The organism is Aeromonas popoffii (assembly GCF_037818705.1).
Classification (GTDB): domain Bacteria; phylum Pseudomonadota; class Gammaproteobacteria; order Enterobacterales; family Aeromonadaceae; genus Aeromonas; species Aeromonas popoffii.
In genome coordinates this window covers 1,676,015-1,691,473 of sequence record NZ_CP149129.1, presented here as the reverse complement: position 1 = coordinate 1,691,473, position 15,459 = coordinate 1,676,015, and the positions used below count along the sequence as shown (strand labels likewise).

Here is a 15,459-nt window from a genome sequence, read left to right as displayed (position 1 = left end):
CTCCTCAGCCCCTTCAGGTAGCGCTCCATAGTGGATGACTATGGCAGTCCTGCACCTGTTCGATGCAGAACCAGCAGCCCGGTATGATGGCCTGGCCACTTCGGCGCTGACTCCTTTCGTTGTGCATCACAGGCATCACCCTCCGCACAAGTACTTATAGGCAGCGCGCCTCTACTTAAAGGTATTCGGGGCACATTTTATCGCGCTGGCACGTTATAGCAAGTTTTTTGATTAAATCCCCATGCAGAGCGTTTAAAAATGGCGAAATGGTAGTCAAACGGTGCAATTATTTCGATTTTGTCGCTATTTTCATCTATTCAGAACTCAGTCGAGTATTATTTAGGTCAATATCGCTGGATCCTGCCTGAATCCGAAATAGCTCACTTAATTTTCATGCTGAATTTATTATTTCGCTTATCTTGACTTAATAGTAATCTGCCGTATAAATTACACAAAATTACTCTTTTTATTTAATTCACTCCTTTGCTCGCGTGGTGGACACTATGAACGAATTTTTGAAAGTACTGCTGAATATCCGTAGCTTGCGCGCAGCGTGCCGTGAGCTCACTCTGGAGCAATTGGAAGAGGGGATGGAAAAACTCTCTGCTATTGTTACCGAACGTCAGCAAGATGAATCCGCCGATCGTCAAGCCCGTGAAGAGCATCAGCGCAAGATTAACGAATATGCCGAAATGCTGAAAGCCGCCGGCATTGACCCTGCCGAACTGGTGGGAACCGTTGCCACTGAACCGGCCAAAGCCGCGAAAAGCAAGCGCGCCCCTCGCCCAGCCAAATATCGCTATCTGGATAACGGCGTTGAAAAAACCTGGACCGGTCAGGGCCGCATGCCGTCCGCGATTGCCAAGGCCGTTGCCGACGGTAAATCCGTCGAAGAATTTGCCATCTGATCAGATAAAATACCTCCAATAAAAAAACCTCGCACTGCGAGGTTTTTTTATGCCGGATGTCAGCTCATCAACTCCGTTCTGTCGCCTTGACCCAGAGCACTTCTGGCGTCGCGGTACAGGCCAGCAGATAGCGGGCTATGGTGAAGAACCAGTCACTCAGCCGGTTGATATAAGGCAGGATGGCGGGATTGATCTGCTCTGCACGGCTCAGACTCAGCAGCAGGCGCTCACAGCGACGGGTCAGGGTGCGCACTACATGGGCTTGCGCCGCTGCCCGGGAACCACTGGGCAAAATGAAATTGCGCAGCACGGGTAAATTGGCGCTGTAGTCATCAATTTGCCGCTCCAGTCGCAACGTCCACGCATTATTCACCTGCCAGATGGCCTCCTGCTGACCATCGCTGGAAAATGCCAGTTCACCACCCAGATCGAACAACTCTTGTTGTAACAATAACAGGTCGGCTAATAAGCCGGTTTCAGTGGCAGGAACCTCGGCAATGAGTAGACCTATATGAGAATTTAATTCATCAATATAACCATAGGTTTCCACCCGCATATCATCCTTGGCCAATTGCACACCATCGGCCAACCGGGTCATACCTTTATCACCCTGCCTTGTATATATTCTCATACCGACATCCTGTTAATAATGGGAACAATCATGGATTCGAGCCCGTTGAGCTTGATCTCATAGGCAAGGGCCAGCGTCTGGCCCAACGCGCCAGCGGGAAAGCCGGTACGGGCCATCCACACCAGATAGGGTTCAGGAATATCTATGATGCGCCGCCCCTGATATTTGCCGTAAGGCATCTTGTGGGTCAGGGTCAACAACACCCGCTCGTCAGACAGCCACTCCATATTAATCGATGTCCAAATATTTATGGGTCTGGATGGAGAGCCGCCAGTTACGGGCGATGCAGGTGGCCATCGCCAGCTGGGTGGCTCTGGGCTTCTGGCTGATAGGTTGCAGCGCAATCACCACGTCTGGGCGCAAGGTGGCGGTCGCCAGCAGGGCATCCAGCTCCTCGATATGGCGCTCAGTGGCCACTGGATGCTTGATCTCGTTGGCACGCTCAAGGGCAGATATCAGCACGGGCAGTCCCCCCTTCATACCAATCTTGGGCGAAACCGTGACCCAGGTATTGGCGTGGGTCTGGATCTCGCTGGTACCGCTGGTTTCGATCTGCACCTGATAGCCGGCTGCCAGCAAGGCACAGGAGAGCGCCTGCAAGTCATACAGACAAGGCTCACCCCCGGTGATCACCACATGCCGGGCCTGATAACCGAGCTGCTGGAAACTGGCCAGGATCTGCTCAGTGTTCATCTTGCTCCAACCATCGGATTCATTGGAACAGTCGAGCACCGCCTGAACCCCCACTTCACGAGCGGGATCGACAATCCAGGTATGACGGGTATCGCACCAGGGACAACCCACAGGGCAGCCTTGCAGGCGAACGAAAATGGCGGGCAGGCCGGTGAAGATGCCCTCCCCCTGAATGGTCTGGAATATCTCGTTGATTGGGTAGTGCATCTCGGTCACGGCTTGTTGCAAAAGTCGCGGATTATACCCCAAGCGAGGGCAAGACGCAGGCTCACAGTCCGCTTTTCTCGTACAGCCGAGCCATGATACCCGCCTTGTCGGCCAGATACAGGTTCAACCCCCGGCTACGCAGTTCACAGGCTGGACAGGTGCCACAACCATCGCCAGCGATGCCGTTGTAGCAAGTCAGCGTCTGCTGGCGCACCGTTTCCAGGTGACCATAGTGATCCGCCAGCGCCCAGGTTTCGGCCTTGTCGAGCCACATCAGCGGGGTATCGAAGCGAATGCCGCGACCCAGCCCCAGGGAGACCGCCTGATTGAGCGCCTTGACGAACTCGTCGCGACAGTCCGGGTAGCCGGAGAAATCGGTCTCGCACACCCCGGTGATCACCGATTCGGCGCCCACCTGGTAGGCATAGATGGAGGCCAGGGTCAGAAACAGTATGTTGCGACCCGGCACGAAGGTATTGGGCAGACCATTGTCCTGCAGCTCGCAGCTGATCGGAATGTCATCCCGGGTCAGGGCCGAGACCGCCAGTTCATTGAGCAGGGTCACGTCCATCACCTTGTGGGCGGCAATCCCAAGCGCACTGGCCAGTCGGCGAGCCGTCTCAATCTCCTCCCGATGGCGCTGGCCATAGTCAAAGGTAATGGCGTGCACCTCGTCATAATGGGCCAGAGCCTGCACCAGACAGGTGGTACTGTCCTGCCCACCACTGAATACCACGACGGCTTTTTTCACTTTTTCACTCCTTCAGGCAGTTCAAGTACGGCGACCTTGTGCAAAGTCATGCCACTGCCGGTTTAAATGGGTAAAGAGGTTCATCAGCGGAGCGAAGCGCGCGGGCTCACCCTCCCACTGGGATAACAGATGGTAGCCCGCCTCCAGGGTCGACAACGCCTCGGGAAACGGCTTCTTGCGAATGGAGTACTGGCCCGGTATGGCACCGAGCTTGATCCTGGGCAGCCGCAGCAGGGCCGGATTGCTGTGCAAGATGCGATACGCCTTGCGCCAGGTGCCATCGAGCAGCAAAAAGCAGACCTGACGGTACTCCCCCGCCTGGCGCAGTTGATCGCGCACCTGATCCAGCCCCAGCGCATGTTCGTCAGGCCAGAGCAGATAGCAGTGCACCTTGGGATCCGCCAGCAAGGCATTGAGCCAATGTGCCTCGGCAAAATCCTCCCCGACATGAATGCTGGCGCGGGTGAGGGAGGCGGCCAGCAGGGCTGCGGTCCCCTTGGGATGCCCCGCTTCGCTCGGATGCTGCAAAATATGGAGGGGAGCAAGATGAGACACCTGCTGAATATAATCACACAGACAGGCTTTGAGTGCTCTGGCGCAACGTGTACAGTATCGACTGTTCTTGTCGTTGGGCTGTTTCATGTCGTCAGAAAAATCAGGATTGCTCTGGGTCATCACGCTTTCACTCGCCAGCTTGTTGCTTTTCTTCACAGTACCGAATCATTTGCTCTCCTTCGAACGCGCCCTGATCGCCCAAGGCGAAGGGTGGCGCATCATAACAGGCAATCTGGCCCACACCAATTTATGGCACCTGCTGCTCAACCTGAGTGGCCTGTGCGTGATCTACAGCCTGTTTCGCGAATACCTGACGGGCTGCCGCCTGCCGGTATTGCTGCTGTTACTGGGGTGCGCGGTCGGTGTCGGCATCTGGTGGTTATGCCCGCAGACCCAGTGGTACATGGGGCTGTCGGGAGCCTTGCACGGCCTGTTCGTGTGGGGAGCCTTGCAGGACATACGCTATCGCCGCTATTCGGGCTGGCTGATGCTGTTGGGGGTGGTCATCAAGCTCGGAGTGGACTTCTACAGCGCAGGCGAGAGCCCGGCTTCTGCACTGATTGGTGCCCGGGTTCACATCGAATCACATCTGATTGGCTCGGTGGCGGGCCTGCTGCTCGGCCTGTTGCCGGTCAGTCTCGGCAGTCAGGCCATCAAGGAGTGATGGTGCCCAACACCAGGTTGCCTTGACAAAAAAGCAGGCCGGGGGTGTACCCGGCCTTCAAATCTTAACGCCCAGTCAGCTCCGCATTGATGCTGGACAACATGGCGGCGGGATCGTCTGCCTGGGTGATAGGGCGACCTATGACCAGATAGTCGGCGCCGGCTTGCGTCGCAGCCAGCGGCGTCATCACCCGGCGTTGATCCCCGGCCGCAGACCCGGTGGGGCGAATACCCGGGGTCACCAGCTTGAAGTCGGCGCCGAGCAAGGCCTTGAGATCACGAGCCTCATTGGCGGAGCAGACCACCCCATCCAGCCCGGCTGCCTTGGTCAATGTGGCGAGCCGGATCACCTGCTCGGCCGGGCTCACGTCCAGACCAAGCGGCGCCATGTCGGATTGCTCCATGCTGGTCAGCACTGTCACCCCAATAAGCAGCGGCGCCTTGTCGCCATAAGGCAGCAACGCCTCTCTGGCAGCACGCATCATTCGCTCGCCACCACTGGCATGGACGTTGACCATCCAGACTCCCAGCTCGGCACTGGCGGCCACGGCCTTGGCCACGGTATTGGGAATGTCGTGAAACTTCAGATCCAGAAACACATCAAATCCCTTGGCCACCAGCTGACGCACAAACTGGGGGCCAAACAGGGTAAACATCTCCTTGCCCACCTTGAGGCGGCACTGGGCCGGAGAGATACGTTCAATGAACGCGAAGGCATCGGCCTCGTGCTGATAATCCAGCGCGACCAGTACTTTGGGATCTAGCATCTCACTTCCTATTGATTGTTGTTCACCATCTGGGCATGGCGTCACCATCCAGGCCCAGGCTCAACCTGATAACACCGCAGCGGCACTTGCCGCACACGGCATCTCACTTTCAATTGATTTGGCTCTTATTCGCCGTCCAGGCCGCGGATCGGCTTGATGGATCCCCACTGACGGCAGGATGGGCACTGCCAGAACAGCGAGTGGGTGGCAAAGCCGCACTGCCGACACTTGTGGGTAGATTTGATCTTGATCTGTTCGCCAACCAGTTGCTGCAGCAACTCCAGGCTCTCCTTGGCAGGCCCCTCCTCCGCACTGGCCAGCTGGAAGCCCACCAGCTGGTAGAAACCCTTCATGGAAGGATGACGGCGCAGCTGGCGCAGCACCAACGCGCGGGCCTGACTCAGGCCATCACGCTCCTCCACCAGTTTGGCAAGGGCCAGGGTCACGCTGACGCCGGCGTGATCCTCCACCGCCTGCTCCAGCAAGGGAATGAGCTCGAGAGAGCGGCCCTGGCGCTGATAGCATTCGGTGAGCCAGGGGATGGCCTCGGAAGCAAAGTCGATGTCCTGCTCGAACACCCGCAGCAGATCCTTGCTGGCCTGCTCATACTGCCCCGCCGCCATCGCCAGTTCGGCCAGTCGCAGGCTGGCACGGGCACAAGCTGGATTGACACCCAGCGCCCGCTTGAGCTTGGCAAGCCCCGCAGGCTTGTCGCCGTCGCGCAATGCACTGTCTGCCTGCTCGCAATAGAAATGCGAGATGGGATCGGCCAGCTTCTTGCCCTGATATTTTTGCAACCGCACTGCGACCTCAATGGCCTTGTCCCAGTCACGTAACTGCTGATGGATGATCAGCAACTGGGCCAGCGCCGTCTCTTCATAGTCGCCGTCTTCGCACAGCTCGTTCCAGAGCGCCTCGGCTCTATCCAGCAAGCCTGCAGCCAGGAAGTCGCGCGCGAGCTCCTGCAGCGCGAGCTGGCGCTGTTCACGGGTCAGCTCGCGGGTCACCAGGTTTTGGTGGATCTTGATGGCTCGGTCGACCTCGCCACGCTGACGAAACAGATTGCCAAGCGAGAGATGGGTTTCGATGGTTTCGCTGTCTACTTCCAGCAGCTGGATGAAGAGATCCACCGCCTTGTCCGACTCATCAGACAGCAAATAGTTGAGGCCCGCCACATACTGCCGGGAAAATTGGTTACTCTGTTTCTGGGTGTCCTGGCGAACACTCCTGCGCCCCATGTACCAGCCATAGCCAGCGGCAATCGGCAACAGCAGGAAAAGCAGTTCAAGCATCGAGGGACATTATTCCTTGACTGCCGACCGAGCCAGCTCCAACTCGCGGGATTGACGACGCATGGTGCGGTTGAGGGTACGGTTTTGCATTTTTAGGCGCAAAAACAACAGACCGAACACCAGCCAGCCCAGCAGAAAACCACCACCAAAGAAGAAACCCAGCAACATGGAGAGCGAGAACTCCCCCTGGGCAATCAGATAATTGAACTGCACCAGCTGACCATTTTGCGACCCGATGGCCAAGGTCAGAATAAACACCAGCACCAGCGGAATGAGGGCCAAGATACGCTTCATAGGAGCTCCCTGTCAGTATCTAATGAAAGGCTGATTATCCTTAAAATCACGGGCAGACTCTAGCGCGAATGGGAAAAGACTTGGAGAAACCGGACGATTGGCACAATAGCGGCTATAAAAACAAAAAAGGCATACCCAAGTATGCCGTTTTCTGCATTATTCAATAATGTTCACGCGCTCGCGTAACTCTTTGCCAGGCTTGAAGTGAGGGACATATTTCCCGGTCAGCTCAACCTTGTCCCCGGTCTTGGGATTACGACCCACTCGGGGGGCACGATAGTGCAGTGAAAAACTGCCAAATCCACGGATTTCAATCCGATCGCCGTTTTGCAAAGTCGATGCCATCTGCTCAAGGATCTCCTTGATGGCAGCTTCGACATCTTTGGCCGGCATATGCATGCGGCTCGCAGCCAATTGTTCGATGAGATCTGATTTGGTCATAACGTTAAATCTCCTTCCCCGATCACATGCAATATTCATTACGCCAATATAAAAAAGGGCGGCGTGAAGCCGCCCTTTTCTTGCATCAAGGATTATTCACCCTTGGCAGCTTTGAACGCTTCAGCCATAGCATTGCTAAACACAACTTCTTCTTGTTGGTTCAGACTATCGATAGCAACACGCTCGTCAGCCTCGTCCTTAGCACGGACAGACAGGCTTACGGTGCGGTTCTTACGATCAACGCCCATGAACTTGGCTTCAACTTCATCACCAACAGACAGTACCAGAGTCGCGTCTTCAACACGGTCACGAGCAGCATCGGAGGCACGCAGGTAGCCTTCTACGCCGTCAGCCAGTTCGATCACAGCACCCTTGGCATCAACCTCGGTAACCTTACCCTTAACAATAGCACCTTTCTTGTTATCAGACAGGTACTTATTGAACGGGTCTTCTTCGATCTGCTTGACACCCAGGGAGATGCGCTCACGCTCCGGGTCCACTTGCAGAACAACGGCTTCGATTTCGTCGCCTTTCTTGAATTCACGAACTGCTTCTTCGCCCTGGTTGTTCCAGGAGATGTCAGACAGGTGAACCAGGCCGTCGATACCGCCGTCCAGACCGATGAAGATACCAAAGTCAGTGATAGACTTGATCTTGCCGGAAACACGGTCGCCCTTGGCGTGAGTTTCGGCAAACAGCTGCCACGGGTTGGATTTGCACTGCTTCAGACCCAAGGAGATACGACGACGCTCTTCGTCGATATCCAGAACCATCACGTCAACCACGTCGCCAACGTTAACAACTTTGGACGGGTGGATGTTCTTGTTGGTCCAATCCATCTCGGATACATGTACCAGGCCTTCAACGCCTTCTTCGATTTCAACGAAGCAGCCGTAGTCGGTCAGGTTGGTCACGCGGCCAGACAGACGGGTGGTCTCCGGGTAACGCTTGGCGATAGCAACCCAGGGATCTTCACCCAGCTGCTTCAGACCCAGGGATACACGGGTACGCTCGCGGTCGAACTTCAGAACCTTGACTGCGATCTCGTCGCCAACGTTGACGATTTCGGAAGGATGCTTAACACGCTTCCACGCCATGTCGGTGATGTGCAGCAGGCCGTCAACACCGCCCAGATCTACGAATGCACCGTAGTCGGTCAGGTTCTTGACGATACCCTTAACTTCTTGACCTTCTTGCAGGTTAGCCAGCAGGCTCTCGCGCTCGGAGGTGTTCTCGGTCTCGATCACGGCACGACGGGAAACAACAACGTTGTTGCGCTTCTGGTCCAGCTTGATGACTTTGAACTCGAGTTCTTTGTTTTCCAGGTGAGCGGTGTCACGGATCGGACGCACGTCAACCAGAGAACCCGGCAGGAAGGCACGGATGCCATTCAGTTCAACGGTGAAACCACCCTTGACCTTACCGTTGATGATACCGATAACGGTAGCTTGCTCTTCGTAAGCTTTTTCAAGCTGCAGCCAGGCTTCGTGGCGCTTGGCTTTTTCACGGGACAGCTTGGTTTCGCCGAAACCATCTTCGATAGAGTCCAGAGCTACGTCAACAGTGTCACCCACACTGATTTCCAGCTCGCCCAGGGCGTTCTTGAATTCTTCAGCCGGGATGGCGGACTCAGATTTCAGACCGGCGTCAACCAGTACGAAACCGTTCTCGATAGCAACGACAGTACCCTTGACGATGGAACCTTGACGGGTTTCAACGGAGTTCAGGGACTCTTCAAAGAGTTGAGCAAAAGATTCGATCATTGTTTATGTCACAAATGAAACATCCACTTGCAATCCGGCACAAGCGGGGCTGTTTTAAATAATCTGCGCCATCCTTGGTGCAGACGACCGGATGTCAGCTTGCGCTGGCATCACCAAGTTGTTGCTCTGCATAGGCGAGTACTGTTGCCAGCACTTCATCTATGGTCATGGCGGTAGAATCCACCACGAGAGCATCTTCTGCCGCTTTAAGGGGCGCTACGGCGCGATTTCTGTCGCGATCGTCACGTTCCCGAATCTCGGTTAAAAGACGCTCGAAGTTAACATCAAAGCTCTTATCTTGCAACTGCTTATAGCGGCGCTGGGCGCGTTCTTCCGCGCTGGCGTCGAGGAAAATCTTCACTTCGGCTTCGGGGAAAACCACGGTTCCCATGTCACGCCCGTCGGCGATCAGACCAGGTGCCTGACGAAATGCACGCTGACGGCGCAGCAGGGCTTCGCGTACCCGCGGGAAGGCGGCGATTTTGCTCGCGGCATTGCCCACCTCTTCGGTACGGATGGTGCGGGACACATCCTCCCCTTCCAGCACCACCTTGACCTGCTCGCTGTCCACCTGGAATTGCACATCCAGATTGGCAGCCAGTGGGACCAGTGCGGCTTCAGAATCGAGTTCTACATCGTGGTGCAAGGCAGCCAGGGCCAACACCCGGTAGATGGCGCCGGAATCAAGCAAGTGCCAACCCAGTTTCTCAGCCAGCAGCTGGCACAACGTGCCTTTACCGGCACCGCTCGGGCCATCGATTGTCATCACGGGGGCCATCTGAGGCATAATTTCTCTCCTGCACTCTTGTTGCACACATCCCGGAAGGGATGGGGTAATGGGCGCCTATTATACCCAAATGTGCCGAGCCTGACAGTCGTCAGGACGCACATTTGCACAGAAGCCGTCGCGATCGCGTGGTTTGCGTACAGCGACTCAAGTCATTAAACAGTTCAAGGTTTTGTTCTTATGGTTGTTATGGACAAGGCGCGCTAAACTGGCCGCCCTTTTTAAGCAGCTGTAGTAAGGAGCAACCTATGAGCAGCGTTACCCTCGTGGCCAAATCCAAGTTGCCGACCCCTTGGGGCACCTTCACGCTGGTAGGCTTTCAGGAAACCGGTACCGGCAAGGATCATGCTGCGCTGGTGATGGGCGATGTCACGGGTGATGCGCCTGTGCTGGGCCGCATTCACTCTGAGTGCCTCACCGGAGACGCCCTGTTCAGCCTGCGCTGCGACTGTGGTTTCCAATTGCAGGCAGCCATGGAAAACATCGCCAAGGCCGGTCGGGGCGTCTTACTGTATGTACGCCAGGAAGGACGTGGCATAGGCCTGCTCAACAAGATCCGGGCCTACCACCTGCAAGATCAGGGCGCCGATACCGTTGAGGCCAATGTGGCACTGGGCTTTGCCGCCGACATGCGCGACTACACCATCTGCGCGGACATGCTCAAGGCGTTGCACGTCACCAGCTTACGCCTGATGACCAACAACCCACGCAAGATGAAAGCGATGGAGAGCTTTGGCATTCCGGTGGCGGAGCGGGTTCCCCTGCAGGAAGGGCGCAATCCCCACAACGAGTTTTATCTCTCAACCAAAGCGAGCAAGCTGGATCACCTGTTCAAGAAGTGATCCCGGAGCACCGCACGCCCGCATAAAAAACGCCTCCCATCGGGAGGCGTTTTTGTTGGCAGACACAGTGGCTGGCCGTGCTAGCGGATAGGCAACTCGATATCGGCGAACATGGCATCCACATCGTCACTGGAGCGCAGTGCGATAGCGCGCTCCACCACATCCCGGGTCAGATGCGGGGCAAAACGGGTCATGAAGTCATACATGTAGGTACGCAGGAAGGATCCCTTGCGAAACCCTATCTTGGTGGTGCTGTGGGCGAACAGGTGGCTGGCATCGAGCGCCACCAGATCGGTATCGACCGCAGGATCCAGCGCCATGGTCGCCATCACGCCTATGCCAATCCCCAGCCGGACATAGGTCTTGATCACGTCTGCATCGGTGGCGGTGAAGACGATATTGGGTTCGAACCCGGCCCGGTTGAAGGCGTTATCCAGCTCGGAGCGCCCGGTGAAGCCAAACACATAGGTCACTAGCGGGAAACGGGCAATATCTGAAATGGAGAGCTTGCCAACCTGGGTCAAAGGATGACCCTTGGGCACGATCACGCTGCGATTCCAGTGGTAGCAAGGCAGCATGATGAGATCTTCATACAAGTGCAGCGCTTCGGTGGCGATAGCAAAATCGGCCAGCCCCTTGACCACGGCTTCGCTGATCTGGGTCGGTGTACCCTGATGCATGTGCAGGGAGACCTTGGGAAAGCGCTTGATGAACCCCTTGATCACATCAGGCAGCGCATAACGGGCCTGAGTATGGGTGGTCGCGATATGAAGCGTGCCCTGTTCGGGATGAGTATGCTGGCTCGCCACCGCCTTGATGCTTTCCACCTTGCCCAGGATCTCGTTGGCTATCTTGATCACATCTCGTCCTGCCGGTGTGATTTGGGTCAGATGCTTGCCACTGCGCTCGAAAATCTGGATCCCCAGCTCATCTTCCAGCATGCGTACCTGCTTGCTGATCCCTGGCTGAGAGGTATAGAGGCTCTCTGCCGTTGCCGACACGTTCAATCTGTGGTTGGCAACCTCAACGATATAACGCAACTGTTGGAGTTTCATGATGTTAAGCTCTAAAGGCGACTTGAACTAATACTAACAAACTTTTGCCTGATAGCCTTTTCTTCTTGGCTATTTATGGCTGGGCCTGCGCCAGCAAAAAATCCCGCAAGGCGCGGTTCGCCATGGAGAGTGGATCCCCCCGTCGCCACGCCACGCAGAGATCGAGGAAAATAGGCGGAGCAAACGGCACTCCGGTCAGGGCTGTCTCCTCGTCCAGCACCATCCGCAGGAAGGTGGTCACCGCAAAGCCCTGCTTCACCACCGCCTTGAGCAACGGAATGAGGTTGCTTTCGAAGGAAATATTGGGCTCACAGCCCAGCCCCTGCGCCAATGCCTCCATGTGCTCGCGGTGGTAGAAACCGCGCCGGAACATGGCCAGCTCCTGGCCGAAAAACTGGGTCAGGGAGACGGCAGGGACTTGCCGCAACGGGTGCTCCTCCCCCACCACCATCAACATCTCTTCACGCAGCAGTTGGGCCCCTTCCAGCGCAGGTGGCAGATCGCTGGTGATCAGGATGGCGAGATCCAGGGTGCCATCCACCATGCGGCTCAGCAGCTCACGCGAGCCCGCTTCCTCCACCCGGATCTTGAGGCCGGGATAGCGATGCTTGAAGGCCATCAGGATCGGAGGAAAGTAGTAAGAGCCCATCATGTAGGGAATGCCGATGCGCACCTCGCCACGCTCCAACCCTTTCAATTCGGCCATCTCGGCTTCTGCCTGGTGCATCTGCAACAACAGTCGTTCGGCATGACGGCAGAGCACCTCCCCCTCCGGGGTGAGCCGCACTGTGCGATCCTGCCGGTCAAACAGCCGCAACTCGAGTTGCTGCTCCAGCTTGGCGATGGCCATGCTGATGGCGGGCTGGGCCACATGCAGACCATTGGCAGCCCTGGTGAAGGAGCCAGCATCCCGTACCGCCAGCAAATAGGTGAGCTGTTTCAAGTCCATATCAATTAATCTTATTAGTTGGATAACTTAAATATATTATATTTATGCCCTGCGGCGCACTACTCTGCACAAAAGCCGTCAGGACAACCGCATATGATCGAAGTAGGCAGCCGTGAATGGAGACGCGCCACCCTGGCCCTGAGCCTGGGTTCCTTCCTGGTGTTTCTCAACCTCTACCAAACCCATCCACTGCTGCCACTGCTGGCAGATGTCTTCTCCGTCAGCTCGCTGACCGCGGGCTGGACACTGGCTGGCTGCACTGCAGGTCTGGCCGCCTCGCTGCTGCTCTGCGCACGCCTCGCGGACAGGTTCGGCCGGCGCAGGATCATGCTGTGGAGCCTGGCCGGTGCCATCCTGCTCTCCCTGCTCATCAGCTTGGTGCACCAGTTTGAACAGCTGTTGCTGCTGAGGATACTGCAAGGGATATTGCTGGCCGGACTGCCCGCCACCGCCATCGCCTATATGGGAGAAGAGTTCAGCAAACGCGCCCTCCTCTCCGCCGTCGGGGTCTATATCGCCGCCAACTCGCTCGGCGGGATCGCAGGCCGGGTCGTCGGTGGTCTGCTGGCTGGCTGGTTTGGCAACTGGCAACACACTTTTCTCGGCATCGGCCTGATAAGCCTGACCCTGCTGCCCCTCGTCATCTGGTTATTGCCCGCCCAGACCCGTTTCATGCCGGTCATCGCCGCTCCGGGCCAATTCCGGCAGGCCATCAGCAGCCACCTGGGCAACCCGCTGCTGGTCGGAGCCTATCTCATCGGCGGGCTCAACTTCATGGTGTTTTTGAACCAGTACAGCTACCTCACCTTCCTGCTGGCCAAGGATCCTTTCTCCCTGCCCACCCAGTGGCTCGGCATGCTGTTCCTGACCTATCTGTCGGGCACGGTCGCCTCCTCCCTGAGTGGTCGCTGCGCCCACCGCTGGGGGGCACAGCGCCTGCTGCTGGCGGGGATCTCGCTGATGGCGCTGGGCAGTGCACTGCTGTTGCACGGCTCGCTGGCGGCCATATTGACGGGGCTGCTCATCTCGAGCTTCGGGTTCTTTCTCGCCCACGCCTGTGCCAGTGCCTGGGTTGGCCAGCACGTGGAACATAACCGGGCGCTCGCCTCGTCACTCTATCTGGTGGGGTATTATCTGGGAGCCAGCCTGGGAGGCCTCTACCTGCACCCCTTCTGGGAGCGGGGTGGCTTGGTAGGATTGGTGCTCGGCATCGAGCTGGTGCTGGTGATCACCGCGGGCCTGAGCCTCTGGCTCGGTCACGTGAAGGGGCGTACCACCCGCCCCCTCTCCTGCCATATGCAGTCGTAGTCATCGGTCGGGCTCACACGCTTACACTGCGTATCATCAACGAGCACCTGTGCCCGCTCTCACAGCAATCCGATGTTATCGTAATAATCGGCGGGCACAGGCACCACAGCGCCAGTGCGCAGCTCTTCTTCGATCACCTCGGCCAAGGCGCGCAAGTGAAATTTGATCTGGCCCGACGCCAACATCAAGCCCACGTCCGGGTTGCGAAGATCATCCATGTTGCCAGTCTTGAACGGCACATCGGGATGCGCGGCGACCAGCGCTGGCAGTGACGGCACCACCAGCTCTATGTGCTCCAGCCCAGCCTGATGGCTGCGGCCCGGTTTGGGCGCCGCCAGTTCGATGCAGGGCACCCTGACGTCACCGCATTGCACGGGATGAAACAGCTGGTAGGTGGCAATAGGACGCCCCCCTATCATGCCTTCCACCAGCAGGGTACCGTACGCCGCCAGGGTCTGCTTCTGCGTCTGATATTCGACCAGCGTGGCCGCGCGGTAACAGAGGTGGTCAACGTCGATGGCATCGACATGGACAGCTCTTTGATCCAGTTCAGCCAGCAGCTGGCAAACAAATGGGGCCATGGGCCCCAGTGTGGTATCGAGTGGGTGGGACATGATCACCATTTCTTCTTGGGTTGGAACAGGACATCCAGCTCATCAGCCTCTTTATTCTTAATGCTCTGCAGCTCTTTCTCGCTGTGCTGCTGCAGATGGGCATCCAGCCCGGCCAGCCCCTGACGCATGTCTTCTTCACGGGCCATCAGATAAGGGTCCTTGTCAGATACCCCGGCCAAAGCAGAGAGCCCCTTGGTATAGAGCTGACGACAAGTGCCATATTGCCCCTGGATCTGGGCATCCATGGCCCGTTTGACCAGATTGGAGATGTTGATCTTGAGCTGCATCAGCTCGAGGCGACGATCCTCTTGGGCAAAACCGTGGGGATCTATCTTGCCCTTGTTGTGCTCGACCCGCAGCACCGCACGCATTTTCTTGACCAGTTGCAGCATCTGAATGGCCTGGCGGTCGGATTCGGGTGTCTTGAAGTGCCCCTCATCCTGGTTGCTGTAGTTCTCCTGCACATTTTTGATTTGGGTCTGTACGTCGGCGATGCGCTGTTTGATCTGGCCGTTGGGCATCACCAAGGCGATCGCCCGGTACGCATCCAGAATACGGTGTTGCAGCAACAACACTATGTTCTTGGAGAAGGGCACCAAGTTGACATTCAACAGCACCTCTTCGGTTTCATCCGCCACTGCCTTATGACGAGCGATGGCATGGCGCCTGTCTGCCTCTGCCTTCTGCTTATATTGCTGCATCACGTTATAGGCGATAACCAGAAACAGGAGTGCGCCAATAGACAGCAATACCAAGGTTAAAATCATAGGATGTTCAAACTCCTGTCCCAATCCAATTGCGCGATCCTACAACAGCTGACCCACTTAAGGTAGTCCGCACCGTCGAGCTTACCCACGATTTATTGTGCTCTGGGCCCACAAATCAGCAGCGAAGATCAGGATCACGCAGTGATGGCAACACTGCCATTACTTCATAGTA

Annotated in this window: 19 protein-coding genes and 1 riboswitch; of the genes, 4 read left to right on the top strand and 15 right to left on the bottom strand. The window is 56.8% G+C overall.

Annotated features, from left to right (window positions below; all coding sequences use genetic code 11):
* Positions 1–10 precede the first annotated feature (10 nt).
* Positions 11–182, bottom strand: a riboswitch (Lysine riboswitch).
* 321 nt (positions 183–503) lie between these two features.
* A complete protein-coding gene (locus WJM78_RS08065; protein ID WP_042034328.1) occupies positions 504–908 on the top strand; it encodes an H-NS family nucleoid-associated regulatory protein in 405 nt (134 codons plus the stop codon).
* Between the two features lie 67 nt (positions 909–975).
* On the opposite strand, the gene WJM78_RS08060 is transcribed toward WJM78_RS08065, so the two are convergent.
* The 5 genes from WJM78_RS08060 to WJM78_RS08040 form a co-directional block, all read right to left on the bottom strand.
* Positions 976–1,539 (bottom strand): cob(I)yrinic acid a,c-diamide adenosyltransferase, encoded by a 564-nt coding sequence (locus WJM78_RS08060; RefSeq protein ID WP_339015007.1) that lies wholly within the window; start codon positions 1,537–1,539, stop codon positions 976–978.
* Positions 1,536–1,766, bottom strand: a complete 231-nt coding sequence (locus tag WJM78_RS08055) for a DUF3820 family protein (protein ID WP_042034330.1) — start codon at positions 1,764–1,766, stop codon at positions 1,536–1,538. Before WJM78_RS08055 ends, WJM78_RS08060 begins: the two co-directional genes overlap by 4 nt.
* Position 1,767: 1 nt before the next feature.
* Positions 1,768–2,439, bottom strand: a complete 672-nt coding sequence (gene queE / locus WJM78_RS08050; RefSeq protein WP_181364727.1) for a 7-carboxy-7-deazaguanine synthase QueE — start codon at positions 2,437–2,439, stop codon at positions 1,768–1,770.
* Between the two features lie 61 nt (positions 2,440–2,500).
* Positions 2,501–3,190 (bottom strand): 7-cyano-7-deazaguanine synthase QueC, encoded by a 690-nt coding sequence (gene queC / locus WJM78_RS08045; RefSeq protein WP_275929443.1) that lies wholly within the window; start codon positions 3,188–3,190, stop codon positions 2,501–2,503.
* Between the two features lie 21 nt (positions 3,191–3,211).
* A complete protein-coding gene (locus WJM78_RS08040; RefSeq protein WP_275929444.1) occupies positions 3,212–3,901 on the bottom strand; it encodes a tRNA-uridine aminocarboxypropyltransferase in 690 nt (229 codons plus the stop codon).
* Here WJM78_RS08040 and rrtA point away from each other — a divergent pair.
* Positions 3,831–4,409 carry a rhombosortase gene (gene rrtA / locus WJM78_RS08035; RefSeq protein ID WP_258224666.1) on the top strand — a complete coding sequence of 193 codons (579 nt, stop codon included), beginning with the start codon at positions 3,831–3,833 and terminating at the stop codon, positions 4,407–4,409. The genes WJM78_RS08040 and rrtA overlap by 71 nt on opposite strands.
* Positions 4,410–4,473: 64 nt before the next feature.
* Here the strand turns inward: rrtA and pyrF are convergent, their stop codons facing one another.
* The 6 genes from pyrF to cmk all read right to left on the bottom strand — a co-directional run bounded on the left by pyrF (position 4,474) and on the right by cmk (position 9,752).
* On the bottom strand, positions 4,474–5,175 hold the full coding sequence (pyrF, locus tag WJM78_RS08030; protein ID WP_042034336.1) for an orotidine-5'-phosphate decarboxylase: 702 nt from the start codon (positions 5,173–5,175) through the stop codon (positions 4,474–4,476).
* Between the two features lie 125 nt (positions 5,176–5,300).
* Positions 5,301–6,467, bottom strand: a complete 1,167-nt coding sequence (gene lapB / locus WJM78_RS08025; protein ID WP_042034337.1) for a lipopolysaccharide assembly protein LapB — start codon at positions 6,465–6,467, stop codon at positions 5,301–5,303.
* 9 nt (positions 6,468–6,476) lie between these two features.
* The gene (locus WJM78_RS08020; protein ID WP_042034338.1) at positions 6,477–6,761 is read right to left on the bottom strand and encodes a LapA family protein; all 285 of its coding nucleotides are present in this window, start codon (positions 6,759–6,761) and stop codon (positions 6,477–6,479) included.
* A 156-nt stretch (positions 6,762–6,917) separates the two neighbouring features.
* The gene (ihfB, locus tag WJM78_RS08015; protein WP_005299934.1) at positions 6,918–7,202 is read right to left on the bottom strand and encodes an integration host factor subunit beta; all 285 of its coding nucleotides are present in this window, start codon (positions 7,200–7,202) and stop codon (positions 6,918–6,920) included.
* 92 nt (positions 7,203–7,294) lie between these two features.
* Entirely contained in the window at positions 7,295–8,965 is a 1,671-nt protein-coding gene (gene rpsA, locus WJM78_RS08010) for a 30S ribosomal protein S1 (protein WP_042034339.1), read from the bottom strand.
* Positions 8,966–9,059: 94 nt separating this feature from the next.
* Positions 9,060–9,752, bottom strand: coding sequence for a (d)CMP kinase (cmk, locus tag WJM78_RS08005; RefSeq protein WP_339014998.1), 693 nt, complete (start codon positions 9,750–9,752; stop codon positions 9,060–9,062).
* Positions 9,753–10,000: 248 nt separating this feature from the next.
* Here cmk and ribA point away from each other — a divergent pair, with 248 nt between their 5' ends.
* Positions 10,001–10,594, top strand: coding sequence for a GTP cyclohydrolase II (gene ribA / locus WJM78_RS08000; protein WP_042034343.1), 594 nt, complete (start codon positions 10,001–10,003; stop codon positions 10,592–10,594).
* 80 nt (positions 10,595–10,674) lie between these two features.
* Here the strand turns inward: ribA and cysB are convergent, their stop codons facing one another.
* Positions 10,675–11,649 (bottom strand): HTH-type transcriptional regulator CysB, encoded by a 975-nt coding sequence (gene cysB, locus WJM78_RS07995; protein WP_042034344.1) that lies wholly within the window; start codon positions 11,647–11,649, stop codon positions 10,675–10,677.
* Positions 11,650–11,722: 73 nt separating this feature from the next.
* Positions 11,723–12,598 (bottom strand): LysR family transcriptional regulator, encoded by an 876-nt coding sequence (locus WJM78_RS07990; RefSeq protein WP_339014995.1) that lies wholly within the window; start codon positions 12,596–12,598, stop codon positions 11,723–11,725.
* 93 nt (positions 12,599–12,691) lie between these two features.
* Here WJM78_RS07990 and WJM78_RS07985 point away from each other — a divergent pair, with 93 nt between their 5' ends.
* Positions 12,692–13,906: an MFS transporter gene (locus WJM78_RS07985; protein WP_339014993.1), complete on the top strand. Its 1,215-nt coding sequence runs from the start codon at positions 12,692–12,694 to the stop codon at positions 13,904–13,906.
* A gap of 59 nt (positions 13,907–13,965) precedes the next feature.
* Here WJM78_RS07985 and WJM78_RS07980 read toward each other — a convergent pair whose 3' ends face one another.
* Positions 13,966–14,529, bottom strand: a complete 564-nt coding sequence (locus tag WJM78_RS07980) for a VOC family protein (protein WP_339014991.1) — start codon at positions 14,527–14,529, stop codon at positions 13,966–13,968.
* Positions 14,523–15,287, bottom strand: a complete 765-nt coding sequence (locus tag WJM78_RS07975; protein ID WP_042034349.1) for a hypothetical protein — start codon at positions 15,285–15,287, stop codon at positions 14,523–14,525. The genes WJM78_RS07980 and WJM78_RS07975 overlap by 7 nt, the downstream gene beginning before the upstream one ends.
* Positions 15,288–15,459: the final 172 nt, after the last annotated feature.